The sequence below is a fragment of the Streptomyces sp. NPDC050508 genome (genome assembly GCF_040655155.1).
In the GTDB taxonomy this organism is placed as follows: domain Bacteria; phylum Actinomycetota; class Actinomycetes; order Streptomycetales; family Streptomycetaceae; genus Streptomyces.
Genome location: NZ_JBFAJJ010000003.1, coordinates 454,378 through 466,289, shown reverse-complemented (window position 1 = coordinate 466,289; position 11,912 = coordinate 454,378). Strand labels below are relative to the sequence as shown.

General features: G+C 69.8%; 9 protein-coding genes. 2 read left to right on the top strand and 7 right to left on the bottom strand.

Annotated features, from left to right (window positions below; genetic code table 11):
* Positions 1-4: 4 nt before the first annotated feature.
* The 6 genes from AB0I69_RS11535 to AB0I69_RS11510 form a co-directional block, all read right to left on the bottom strand.
* Positions 5-889: a carbohydrate ABC transporter permease gene (locus AB0I69_RS11535; protein WP_363095386.1), complete on the bottom strand. Its 885-nt coding sequence runs from the start codon at positions 887-889 to the stop codon at positions 5-7.
* Positions 886-1,908: a sugar ABC transporter permease gene (locus AB0I69_RS11530; protein ID WP_363095385.1), complete on the bottom strand. Its 1,023-nt coding sequence runs from the start codon at positions 1,906-1,908 to the stop codon at positions 886-888. The genes AB0I69_RS11535 and AB0I69_RS11530 overlap by 4 nt, the downstream gene beginning before the upstream one ends.
* Positions 1,908-3,278, bottom strand: coding sequence for an extracellular solute-binding protein (locus tag AB0I69_RS11525; RefSeq protein WP_363095384.1), 1,371 nt, complete (start codon positions 3,276-3,278; stop codon positions 1,908-1,910). The genes AB0I69_RS11530 and AB0I69_RS11525 overlap by 1 nt, the downstream gene beginning before the upstream one ends.
* A gap of 129 nt (positions 3,279-3,407) precedes the next feature.
* Entirely contained in the window at positions 3,408-4,037 is a 630-nt protein-coding gene (locus AB0I69_RS11520; protein WP_363095383.1) for a peptidyl-prolyl cis-trans isomerase, read from the bottom strand.
* Positions 4,034-8,266: an NEW3 domain-containing protein gene (locus tag AB0I69_RS11515; RefSeq protein ID WP_363095382.1), complete on the bottom strand. Its 4,233-nt coding sequence runs from the start codon at positions 8,264-8,266 to the stop codon at positions 4,034-4,036. The genes AB0I69_RS11520 and AB0I69_RS11515 overlap by 4 nt, the downstream gene beginning before the upstream one ends.
* A 132-nt stretch (positions 8,267-8,398) precedes the next feature.
* Positions 8,399-9,283: a MurR/RpiR family transcriptional regulator gene (locus tag AB0I69_RS11510; protein ID WP_363095381.1), complete on the bottom strand. Its 885-nt coding sequence runs from the start codon at positions 9,281-9,283 to the stop codon at positions 8,399-8,401.
* 118 nt (positions 9,284-9,401) lie between these two features.
* Here AB0I69_RS11510 and AB0I69_RS11505 point away from each other — a divergent pair, with 118 nt between their 5' ends.
* Entirely contained in the window at positions 9,402-10,166 is a 765-nt protein-coding gene (locus AB0I69_RS11505; RefSeq protein ID WP_363095380.1) for an SIS domain-containing protein, read from the top strand.
* Between the two features lie 197 nt (positions 10,167-10,363).
* On the opposite strand, the gene AB0I69_RS11500 is transcribed toward AB0I69_RS11505, so the two are convergent.
* Complete coding sequence (locus AB0I69_RS11500) at positions 10,364-11,149, bottom strand: DeoR/GlpR family DNA-binding transcription regulator (RefSeq protein ID WP_363095379.1); 786 nt, start codon at positions 11,147-11,149, stop codon at positions 10,364-10,366.
* Between the two features lie 107 nt (positions 11,150-11,256).
* Here AB0I69_RS11500 and eda point away from each other — a divergent pair, with 107 nt between their 5' ends.
* Positions 11,257-11,904, top strand: coding sequence for a bifunctional 4-hydroxy-2-oxoglutarate aldolase/2-dehydro-3-deoxy-phosphogluconate aldolase (gene eda / locus AB0I69_RS11495; RefSeq protein ID WP_363095378.1), 648 nt, complete (start codon positions 11,257-11,259; stop codon positions 11,902-11,904).
* The last annotated feature ends 8 nt before the right edge of the window (positions 11,905-11,912 follow it).

The following is an 11,912-nucleotide window of genomic DNA, read 5'->3' as shown; positions in this document are numbered from 1 at the left end:
CGGCTCAGAGTTTGACGGCTCCGGCCGAAACGCCCTTGTAGAACCAGCGTTGGGTGATGACGAACAGGATCAGTACCGGGACCACGGAGATCACCGAACCGGCCATCACCACCCGCTGGTCGTAGCCGAACGACGAACTCTGCAGTCGGGACAGGCCCAGCGTCAGCGTCATGTGGTCCTCGGAGCGCAGCACGATCAGCGGCCAGAGGAAGTCGTCCCAGGCGCTGATGAACGTGTTGATGGTGACCACCATGATCGCGCCCCACGCGGACGGGAGGTAGAGGTAGCGGAAGCGCTGCCACTCGCTCGCGCCGTCGAGCATCCCCGAGTCCTCGATCTCGCGCGGGACGGCCAGGAACGCGCCGCGCATCAGCAGGACGTTGATGGCGCCGACGAACCCCGGCAGCCATACGCCCGCCAGGTTGTCGACCAGGCCCAGGTCGCGGATGCTCAGGAACAGCGACACCATGATCGACTCGAAGGGGAACATCATGGAGGCGACGAGGAGGATCCAGACCGCTCTGCGGCCCTTCCAGGCGGGCTTGGAGAGCATGTAGCCGGCCGTCGTGGAGAACAGCAACTGGCTTGCCACCGACAGGAGTACGACGATCAGGCTGTTCCTGATGTACGTGGTCACCGGGACCTGGCTGAAGACCTCGCGGTACGCGCGCAGGGTCGGGTGGTGCGGCAGCAGGGAGGCGTTCGCGCCGAAGACGTCCTCGCCGGTGCCCTTCAGCGAGGCCAGGAACTGCCAGATGAGGGGGCCGACCGTGAGGCCCAGGACCAGGAGCAACAGCAGGTAGCGGACGAGGAGTTCGCGGGGGCGGCCGTAGTCACGCCAACGGGGCGTCAGGCGGCGGGACTTGGGCCGCACTGCGGTCGTCGTCATGACTCGTCCTCCTTCGTCAGGCGCTGCGCCAGCAGGGTCAGGCCCAGGGTCAGGACGAACAGCGCCACGCTCACCGCCGAGCCGTAACCGGCGTTTCCGGTGATCGGGTCCAGGCCGACGTCCCGGATGTAGAAGGGCAGCGTGCGGTCGGCGCCGCCGGGGCCGCCGGTGGAGCTGCCGAGCATGTAGATCTCGGTGAACACGCGCAGCGAACCGATGCCGGTGAGGGTGCCGACCAGCATCATCGCCTGCCGTACGCCGGGCACGGTGATGTGCCAGAAGCGGCGGGCGGCACCGGCGCCGTCCATGGAGGCGGCCTCGTGCAGTTCTTTTGGAACGTTCCCGAGGGCGGCCAGGTAGAAGACCATGTACCAGCCGAGGCCCTTCCACAGGGTGAGGCCCATCGCCGAGAGCAGGATCAGCCAGGAGTCGGAGAGGAAGGGGATCGCCGACCGGATCAAGTGGGCTTTCTCCAGCCAGGTGTTGACCAGTCCGTCGTCCGCGAGCAGCCACTGCCAGCTCAGGCCGACGACCACGCTGGAGGCGAGCACCGGCGTGTAGAAGGCCGAACGGAAGAAGCCGATGCCGGGGAGGTTCTTCTCCACCAGGACGGCCAGCAGGAGGGGCAGCAGCACCATCAGGGGGACGACGATCACCGCGTACAGGACGCTGTTGCGGGTCGCCAGCCAGAAGTCCGAATCGCCCAGCATGCGGGTGTAGTTGGAGAGCCCGACGAAGCTCGCGGCGCCGCCCAGCGGCTTGGCGTTCGTGAACGACAGCAGCATGGTGTTGAGGAACGGGAACACCCCGAACACCGCCGCGCAGACGATCGCGGGCGCGGTCCACAGCCAGGGCAGCCACCAACGGCGGTACAGGGCCGCCCCGTTGGCGCCGGGGGCGGGGCCGGGGAGGACGGCGCGGGCGAGTCGGCGTATGCGGGACGGGCCCGTGCCCGGTGCGGAGCCGACGGCCTCCGCACCGGGCACGGACACCGGCTTCGCGGTCTGCGTCGCCACCATCAACCAGCCTGCTTCAGCAGCTCGTTCGCCTTGGCCTGCGCGTCCTTGACGGCCTGCGCGGCGCTCTTCTTGCCCTGCATGGCCAGCTGCACCTGGGACACGATCGCGTTCTGCACGGCCGGCGAGAGGTTCGTCTGGTAGGCCGTCGTCGTCTTGAGCTGGTCGGCGACGAGCTTGCGGGCCTGCGCGAACTGGTCGCTGCCGCTGACCTTCTGGAAGAACGGGTCGTTGAGCGAGGTGGTCGTGGTCGGGAAGATCACCACGTCCGGGTCCTTGGCCCAGGCCGTCTGGTTCTCGGCGTTGGTGAGGTATTCCGCGAACGCCAGTGCCACGGGGGCGTGTTTGCTGGTCGCGGCGACCGAGATGTACTGCGGGGCGCCGGTGGTGTGCCCGAGCGCGTCGAAGGGCTGCTGTCCGACCGCCGTCCTGGCGTAGATCGAGGGGCTGTTCTGCTTCACGAACCGCACATAGCTCGGGTTGGTCGAGCCGTAGGCGACCTTGCCCTGCGTGTACGGCGTGGACGGGTCGTTGCTGGAGGACAGCGAGTCCTTCGGCATCGCGCCCTCCTTGTACAGCTTCGCCATCCAGGCGACCCACTGGGTGGTGCGCGGATCGTCGGCGAACACGGCCGACTTGCCGTCGCCGGAAAGGGTCTTGATGTTCATCTGGTCGAAGTCGGCCGGGATGCGCCAGATCGGATTGGCCATCGTCGCGTAGTACTTGCCCTTGGCCGACTTGGCGATCTTCTCGTAGTCGGCGAACAGCCCGAAGATCGTCGTCGGCGGCTTCGCGGGGTCGATCCCGGCCTTCTTCAGCAGGTCGGTGTTGTACGTCAGGACGATGCCGCCGGTGTACCAGGGGAGCACGGTGTGCAGTGAGGCGCCCGAGGCGTCCTTGAAGGTGCTGGACTTCCAGAACGCGGGGACGAACGGCTTGCCGGCCGAGGGGTCCTTGACGCCCAGGTTGAGCAGATAGCCCGCCTTCGTAAGTGCCGTCGCCGTCTCGGAGTTGAGGTTGATGACGTCCGGCAGCGTGCAGGCCTGGGCGTCGGCCACGTTGCGCTGGGTGAAGGTGCTGTCGCCCGGGTCGTCGATCCACTTGACCGACGTATCGGGGTGCGCCTTCTCGAAGGACTTGATGACCCCGTTGAAGAAACTCCCGAAGTCCTTCTTCAAGTTGGTGGTCTGGAAGGTGATGTTGCCCTTCACCTCACCGGTGAGCTTCCCGGACCCCACGTTGCCCTTGTCGACCTTGCAGCCGCCCGCGGTGGAGTCGCTGTCGCCCGAACTGCCGGACAGCCCGCAGCCGGCGGCCGTCAGGGTCAGGACGATGATCCCCACCATCGATCCGGTCAGTCTTCCTGTGCGCATCGCTGCCCTCCTGAGCATCAGCCAACAGCTGGTTCAATTAACCAACTTCGACTCCGATTGATGAAAAGGTGGACCAGAATTCATCGGAGGTCAATGGGTTCTCATGTTGCTTTTAGGTTCCGGGAGTGATCAGTGCCGGTGCTCGTGGTCCGGGTGCGCCGGGTCGCCGGGGTGCTCATGACCCACGGCATACACGACTCCGACCTTGGCCTGGTCCAACCAGCCGAAGAAGGCGCGCCGCCCCGCGGCCCGCCGCAACTCCCGCGCGACACCCTCACGGGCCTGCCCGTACGGCAGGAAGTCCTCCGATGTCGTCCCGCCGAACGGGTTGACACCACGCCGTAGCGCCTCCGCGGTGAGGAAGCGGTCCCGGTTGCGGTCGTAGTAGTCCCGTACGGCGTCCTCCGCGACCTCCTGCTCGCCCTCCAGCTCGGCCAGCAGCAGCCGGGCGGCCGGGGAGTGCGCGAGCGCCGCCGCGACGATACTGCCGAGATCCGCTACGTCGGTCTCGGCGACGGCGAGCACCCGATCCGGCGACACCTCCGCCGGGGGCTTCAACCCCCGTTCCCCACACGCCCGTTGAGCCAGTTCGTCGATGACCACCACCTGGGTCGCCCAACGCCGTCGCTGCCGCTCGGCCCGCGCGAGCGCCTCGGGCCGGGTGCTCTCCCGATCCCGGGCGGGTACGGCCGCCAGCAGCGCGTCCACCCGTTTCTTGCCGATGGCCGCACCCCGCACCACGGCCGCGTGCTCCGTCACGGCGTCACCTCCAGCGCCACGGCCTCCGTGTAGGCGACACAGCCGTGCCAGGCGACCTTCGCGAGCAGCCAGTACGACCCCGGCGGCACCGCGGAGCCGTCCACCTCGATGAGGCACTCTTGTTCCGCGCCTCCGGCCACCGTGAACCCCTGGCAACCCGGCTCGACACCAGCCCAGGTGCCCCACGAGGAGACGGCCCAGAGGGTGCCGTTGATGGGCCCACGGGTGGTGTTGCGGACGGTCACCGGAACCTGGACCCGCTCACCCACCCGCACGCTGATCCGTTCAACTCCCAGCCCGGACGCGAGCGTTGGACCGTGCTGCCCGCCCGCCACATCCAGCGCCACGACGTCCTCGTACGTCTGCCCGCCGTACGACAACCGGGCCGCGAGCCAGTGCCGGCCGGGTTCCGGTTCCGGCGGTGGTGTCACGGTCACCTCGGCCATCGTGAACCCGCCCGGGCCCAGCGCGTACGGGAGTTCGGCGGGCTCGGCGGTCCAGCCGGGCGGGACCTCGACACTCACCGTGCCCGACACCGGCGCGTCGGTGAGTTCCGAGCCGACCCGGACGGTCGCGGTGACGGGTCCTGACACGGTGAGCGTGCCGGGGGAGAGGTACACGGACACCGGTATGTTCCCGCGGGGCGCGGGGCCGGAGTTGTGGAGCCAGTAGCGGGTGTGGACGGGCTGCGCGGGCTCATGTGCCGCTGTTCCGGGGCCGGTTGAGGAGTCGGTGCCTTCTTCGGGCGTGGCCAGTACCGTGGCGACCTCGAATCCGGTCAGGTCTAGGGCGAGCCCGCCGTCCCGCTCCGGTGCCAACTGCTCGCCGGGCGCCTCCAGTACGTCGGCGCGGGCGCCCTCGGCCCAGTCGCGCGGCCCGCGTATCCGGGCCCGCACCGGCCGCCCGTTCACCTCGTGCATCCGTACGACGACACCTCGCCCCGGGTCGACCGGCACCGTGCCGCCCCGGGCCAGCGGCGAGCCGAGCGGCTTGAGGGCGTCGAGGACGACCTCGCCCGCCGGTTCCAGGGCGAACAGGGCAAACTTCCTTGGCAGGGTGCCCTGTTGGGCGGAGGTCCGCAGGCGGGCCGTCAGCGGGTGGTTGAACTCGTGTCCGGCCTGCGGGAGTCGCGCCTCCCGCCAGTCACCGGCGCTCCCGACCACCGCGTACTCGAACTCGTGGGTCCAGCGCTGGAGTTGGAAGGCGGAGCCGTCCGGTGCCGTGCGGCGGGGCGGGTCGACCCAGATGCCGGAGGGCCAGCCGGTGCAGGAGCGCATGAGGGACATGTAGAGGTCGCCGGAGGAGGTGACGACACAGCCGGGCGTGCCCCGGTTCAGGACGGCGAAGCTGCGGCCGTCCCACGCGTCACCCGGCGGCAGGGCCTCGCAGCCGCCCGCCGCCGTGGCCGTGAGGACCGCGTCGTTGAGGTCGGCGATCAGCGCGTCCACGGCCTTGGCGTCGTCCTCGGGGCGGGCGCCGGCCACCACGAGCAGCGGCAGCCGTTCGAGGTCGCGCAGGTCGGCGCCGGGGACCCATTCCTCGCGTAGCCCGGCACGCGGCGCGACCCACACCGTCGCCACGCCCCGCTCGGCCAGTTGCCGGCGCAGCTCGCGTCCGGCGGCCGGATCCCAGCCGAGGGCCTCGGCGACCACGGAGTTGCGCTCGGGCGCACCCACGGCGATCCGGAAGTCCGGGAGATTGGAGTCGACTTCGAGGTCGCCGTAGCGCGGGCCGCCGGCGATCGTCGAGGTCGCGGTGACCCCGGCGCGGACCAGCGCAGCCGCGAGCGGGGCACCGAGTTCACCGGCCTCGTCCCAGTCGACGTAGACGAGTTCGGCGACACCGATCGACCGGTGCCCCAGCAGCCGCCCCGACTCGTCCCGCACCGCGACCCGCGCGGTGGACCCCAGCCCGAACCAGGTGTTGGCCGGGTTGTCGAGCGTCCACGGGAACTGCTCGCTGTCCACCTCCACGAACCCGAACCCGCGCCCGATCACCGCGTCCGCCACCTCGTGCACCGGCAGTCCGCCGGTCACGTCGGACGGCCAGCGCACCCGGATCAGCCGGTCGGCGCCGTCGTACCCGTCGACGGTGGTCGTCACATCGAGTCGCGGGACTCCCGCCCACAGCGTCAGCCGTTGGGTGTACCGGAACAGTCCGAGGTCGGCGGTGACGGTGATGCGTGAACCGGCGGGGGAGTGCTGGACATCGATGTCGGCGGTGACGTCCCGGCTGCGTGCGGCGGTGGTCCCGGTCGGCGTGAGATGCCACGGCCCCTCGCCGAAGCGCGGGTGCCGCGCGTACTCCTCCTGTACGACGAGTTCGTTGCCGATGTCACCGGCGCGCAGCAACTCCCGGCTGTCCTCGGCGAGTTCGCGCAGGGAACTCACGCCGCCACCTCGCGCGGGGTCGACCGTCAGCTCGTAGAACTCGTTGCGGATGGTGAGGCCATCGCCGCTCGTCCACTCGGGTACCGAACCCTCCGCGAGCGGGAGGGCCTTGAGGCCCATACCGGGCACGTCCGGTACGACGACGCGGAGTCGGTCGCCCTCGCGTACGGCGGGCAGGGGCAGGCCGGTGTCGTCCAGCGGGACGCGGCCCGGGTCGGCGACCGTCAGGACGTCCCGGCGCTCCCAGGTCGCCGCGTTGAACACGACCAAGTCATTTGTCGCACCCGGGAGTTGGGCGACCTTCCCCGCGATGGCCTCCGTCGCGTCGGCGTGCACCGCCTCCGCCAGGTCGTACAGCTCGCGCCAGCCGGTCATCAGGTCGATGTACACCTGGTCCGACTCGGAGCCGGTGATGGCGTCGTGGTGGGCGCCGTAGATGAGCTGTCGCCAGGCCTTGTCCAACGCCGCGTCGGGGTAGGGGTGTTGGGCGACGAGGGAGGCGAGGGTCGCCCAGGCCTCGGCGTCGGCGAGGAGTGTCTCGCCGTAGCGCTGGGCCTGCTTGGTGTCGATGTAGGAGACGTCCTTGCCGGTGTAGATCGGGTTCATGTCCCGGGTCTGCGGGGACGCCTTGCGGCCCTCCTCGTCCAACTGGGCGCGGACGGCGGCGAAGAAGTCCCGAGGGATCGCGCTGACGAAGCGCGGCCAGACGTAACGGGCGTTCCAGTCGCGGTGGATGTCCATCACCCAGCGGCACGGCGGCGCGTAGTCACCGCCGACCGGGAGCAGCACGTTGCGGGTGAGCGCGACCTTCTTCAGCCCCTTGAAGAGTTTGAGTGCAGCCGCTTCGGCCTCGGGGAGTGTGGGGGCGTTGTCGATCGCCCAGCCCGCGCCGTAGTGGTTGACCATGTAGGCCGTGAGCAGCCCGCGCCCGGACGGGGCGATCCAGCTGAACTCGGCCGGGAACTGCATGCGTTGGGGGTCGCGGGGCTCCTCGCCGAACACGGACAGCGTCGGCCCCCACTGGTGGAACGGGCCGCGCGCCCACGAGCTGGAGGTGACTCCGGCGTCCGCCATCAGCCCCGGGAACTGCGGATCGTGCCCGAACGCGTCCAACTGCCAGGCGGTTTCAGGGGTGGCGCCCAGGATGCCGCGCTGGAAGCCGTCCCCGTACAGGGCGTTGCGTACGGTCGCCTCGGCGCCGGTGAGGTTGGTGTTGGGCTCGTTGTAGGTGCCGCCCATGATCTCGACCCGGCGGGTGCGGATCAACTCCCGTAGAAAAGCCCGTTCTTCGGGGAAGGCGTCCCAGTACGGCTTGAGGTAGTCGACCTCGGCCAGCACGAAGGTGTACGCGGGGTCGCGGCGGGCCAGGTCGCAGTGGGCCCGGACCAGGCTCATGCCGGACTGGCCGCGGGAGTCGAAGGTGCGGGCCGGGAGGCCGGTCGTGGCCGGGTCGTCTGCCACGTCCCAGGTCTCGGTGTAGGCGCCCTGTGTGTTCCACCAGACGGGGTCGTAGTGGAAGTGGCTGACCATGAACATGGTCCAGCCGGGCTCGGCGGCCGTGAACTCGGCGCTGCACGTGGCCAGTTGGTCGTCGTCGGCCGCCGTCACCTCGATCGTGCACCGCTCGCCGGGCGCGAGGTCTGTAGTCACGGGTATCTCGGCGCGCGCGGTGCCGTCCTCGCCCACGACCGTCTCCGCGGTGCCGTGCAGGCCGGGGCCCTCGACCGTGAGGCGGACCGGCCGGCCGGGGACATGGGCCAGCTCGACGGCCACCACCTGGAGCGGATGCTCGGCGGTGCCGACGAACAACTCGGTCGACAGAGCAGCGGTGACGCGCATGGGTCTCCTACCAGAGGCTCGGCGGAGCGCCCATCCTGACACCGCGAAGATGATTCAAACAACCATCCCCGCGTAACTTCGGTGGTTCATCCATGCAGACTCGGCCGAGATCACGGCCGGTCCGGGTTCAGATCACCGGCCCCTGCGGGACTTCACCGTGTGCTCCCCGGCGATGTGGTCGGTGAGGGCCAGCGAGGCGCTCGCGCGCTGGTAGGAGAGCTGCGCGATACGGACGTAGAGACAGTCGATGAGGACCAGCACCGAGTGGCGGGCGCCGATGATGCCGGTGGGGAAACTGGTCGCCGAGGACGAGGAGATGAGCCGGATGTCGGCGGCGCGGGCCAGCGGTGAGCGCGGGTCGGAGGTGAGGGCGATGGTGGTGGCGCCGCGTTCCTTGGCCAGTTCGAACGGTTCGATGGTCTCGCGCGTCGAACCGGAGTGGGAGATGCCGATGGCCACGTCCGCCGGGGTGAGCAGGGCCGCGGAGGTGGCGGCGGCGTGCACCTCGGTCCAGCCGCGCACCGCGCAGCCGATGCGGAACAGCCGGGTCTCGGTCTCCTGGGCGATCGCCCCGCTGCCGCCGGTGCCGTAGACGTCGATGCGCCGGGCGCGGGCCGCGGCCGTGGCCGCGCGCTCCACCGCGTCGAGGTCGATCCGGTCGATCGTCTGCTGCACCGCGCGGAGGTCCGCGCTGCCCACGACCTGCACGACCCGCTCCAGATCGTCGTCCGGGGAGATGTCCGGGCCGATCTCGGCGGTACCCCAGTCGGAGACCTCGCCGCGACCGCGCTCCTGGGCCAGTTCGATCAGCAGATGCTGGTAGGAGTCGAGGCCGACCGCCCGGCAGAACCGGGTCACCGTGGCCTGCGAAGTGCCGGTGCGGCGACCCAGCTCGGCGGCCGAACAGTGGGTGACGGCGGCCGGATCCTCCAGGATCAGCTCGCCGACCTTCCTCAGTGAGCCGGCCAGTCGGGGCAGCTCGGTGCGGATGAGGGTGGTGACGTCGGTCGGGGGCATGGGGAGAAGGTATCAGCCACCTCACAGGCCATCGATTGAATACCAGGACCGTGTGTGATTTATTGATTCATTGATCTAGGAAGAACAGGTGGTTTGATCCACCGGTGGGGAGAATCGCGTGTCCGCCGAGTCCGTAAGCGCCGAGATCTTCGCGCGCGAGAGCCTGGCCGTCCTCCAGCACATCACCGAATCCAGCCGGGACACCGTGTCCAGAGCCGCCGAACTGATCGCGGAGTGCGTCCGCACGGACGGCGTCATCCAGGCCTTCGGCACCGGCCACTCCCAGGCCATGGTCCTCGAACTCGCGGGCAGAGCCGGAGGATTGGTGCCCACCAACCGCCTGAGCATCGCCGACCTAGTCCTCTACGGCGGCGACGCCCCCAGCGTCCTCGACGACCCGCTGCTGGAGCGCCAGGCAGGGGTCGCCGAGCGCCTCTACGACCTCGCGGCGCCCCGCCCCGAGGATCTCTTCGTGATCATCTCCAACTCCGGTGTGAACAAGGTGATCGTGGAGATGGCCCTGCGGGTGAAGGAACGCGGCCACCGCCTTCTGGCCATCACCTCGCTCGCCCACACCCGCGCGGTCCCGGCCGGTCACCCGAGCGGCAAGAAGCTCGCCGACCTCGCCGACGTCGTCCTCGACAACGCGGCCCCGCGCGGCGACGCCCTCCTCGAACTCCCCACGGGCGGCGCCGTCTGCGCCCTGTCCACGCTCACCGGCGCGATGCTCGTCCAGCTGTCGGTCGCGGAGGCGGCGGCCCGGCTGCTCGCCTCGGGGGAGCGCCCGCCGGTGTACGTCTCGGCCAATGTGCCCGGCGGCTTCGAGGGCAACCTGGAGCTGGAGAAGCGGTACGAGGGGCGAATTCGGCGTACCGCGAGCTGAGTTGAGACCCTGTGGACGAGCGGCCGGAGCCCCCGGAACAGGGCCACGGCCGCTCGTCGTCGTCACGTCCCCCGTCAACGAGCGAGAGTCAGACGGGAATTGCTGGAATCACCGAGTGATGCTAGACGCGGTGAATGCTTCATTCAATGGGGGTCAGCCGGTACTCGGGCACTACTCGGCCGCCACTCGGTCGGTATTCAGCCCGTGCGGAGCACCGCAGGGCCCTCTTCCGCGATGCGGTCGACCACGGTCGACGGCAGGCCCGCGTCGGTCACGACGGTGTCGAGCCGGTCGAGCGTGGTCACGTTGAACCGCTCCACCGTGCCCCACTTCGTACTGTCGGCGAGCAGCGCGACCGAGCCGGCCGCCGCCATCACCGCCTGCTTGAGCAGCACCTTGTCCATCGAGAAACTCGTGATGCCGTGGGCCAGGTCCCAGGACCCGGCGCTCAGGAAGGCGAGGTCGAGATTGAGCGCGCCGACCGTCCTGGCGGCGAGGGGCCCGCTGCTCGAACCGCTCGACACGTCGACCTCGCCGCCGGTGTGGACCGTGTGCACGGAGGGCAGTTCGCACAGGGCGAGCACGGCGTGGAAGTCGTTGGTGACGACGGTGAGGTCCTTGCGGCCGACCAGGAACGGCACGACCGACTGACAGGTCGTCCCCGCGTCGAGGAACACGACCATGCCGTCCTCGACGAGCTCCGCGGCCCGCCCGGCGATGGCCTGCTTACGGGGCATCTCCAGCGCCGCGCGTGAGGCCCGCTCGCGGGGCGGCACATGGCCCGTCCAGTCCGCGAGCCGCACCCCGCCCTGCACGGAGACCACCTGGCCGCTCTTCTCCAGCGCGGTGATGTCCCGGCGCACCGTCATGTGCGAGACGTTCAGCGCCGCGGTCAGGTCGTGGATGCTCAGCACCCCGCTGCCCCTCAGCAGGCGCAGCAGCTCCTGATGGCGTTGCTCGGGGATCAGGGGTGCCCTGCTCAATGCGTCTCCTCGAAGCCTGGGTGCCGTGACGGCGGATCGGGGTCAGCCTAACTTCGTGTGACAGGGGGCGTGACAACGTGTGAATTCATGTTCTAACGTGTGCTCCCATGGTAACAAAGTTTAACGCCCTGGAATCAATCACCGGTACGGGCGCGCTGCTCATCGTCCGCCTGGAGAGCGCCGAGGAAGCCCTCGCCGTCTCGGAAGCGGCGATCGAGGGCGGCATCCGGGCCCTGGAGATCACCCTCTCCGTGCCCGGAGCGCTGGACGTCATCAACAAGCTCTCCGAGCGCTACGGCGACGACGGCATCCTCGTCGGCGCCGGCACGGTCCTGGACGAGCACTCCGCGTACGAATGCCTCTCGGCCGGCGCCCGCCTCCTGGTCAGCCCCAACCTCAACCCCGCGATGCTGACCACCGCCAACCGCTACCAGGCCGTCACGGTCAGCGGCGCCTACACCCCGACCGAGATCGTCGACACCATGCAGGCCGGCGCCGACATCGTGAAGCTCTTCCCCGCCGAGTTCGTCGGCCCGGCCTACGTCCGCACGGTCCGCGCCCCGCTCCCGCAGGCCCCGCTCATGCCCGCGGGCGGCGTCACCGCCGACAACGTCAAGGAATGGTTCGACGCCGGTGTCGTCGCGGTCGGCGTCGGCAGCTTCGTGACCAAGGCCGCCCGCGCGGACGGCAATTACCGCCATGTCACGGATGCCGCTACGGCGATGCTGCGCGCCATCGAGGGAGCGCGGGCGTAACTCCCGCT

Bases quoted from the DNA above. Each gene is read 5' to 3' on its own strand.
- AB0I69_RS11515 (WP_363095382.1), bottom strand. From the start codon at position 8,266: ATGCGCGTCACCGCTGCTCTGTCGACCGAGTTGTTCGTCGGCACCGCC.
- AB0I69_RS11535 (WP_363095386.1), bottom strand. From the start codon at position 889: ATGACGACGACCGCAGTGCGGCCCAAGTCCCGCCGCCTGACGCCCCGT.
- AB0I69_RS11510 (WP_363095381.1), bottom strand. From the start codon at position 9,283: ATGCCCCCGACCGACGTCACCACCCTCATCCGCACCGAGCTGCCCCGA.
- AB0I69_RS11525 (WP_363095384.1), bottom strand. From the start codon at position 3,278: ATGCGCACAGGAAGACTGACCGGATCGATGGTGGGGATCATCGTCCTG.
- eda (WP_363095378.1), top strand. From the start codon at position 11,257: ATGGTAACAAAGTTTAACGCCCTGGAATCAATCACCGGTACGGGCGCG.
- AB0I69_RS11530 (WP_363095385.1), bottom strand. From the start codon at position 1,908: ATGGTGGCGACGCAGACCGCGAAGCCGGTGTCCGTGCCCGGTGCGGAG.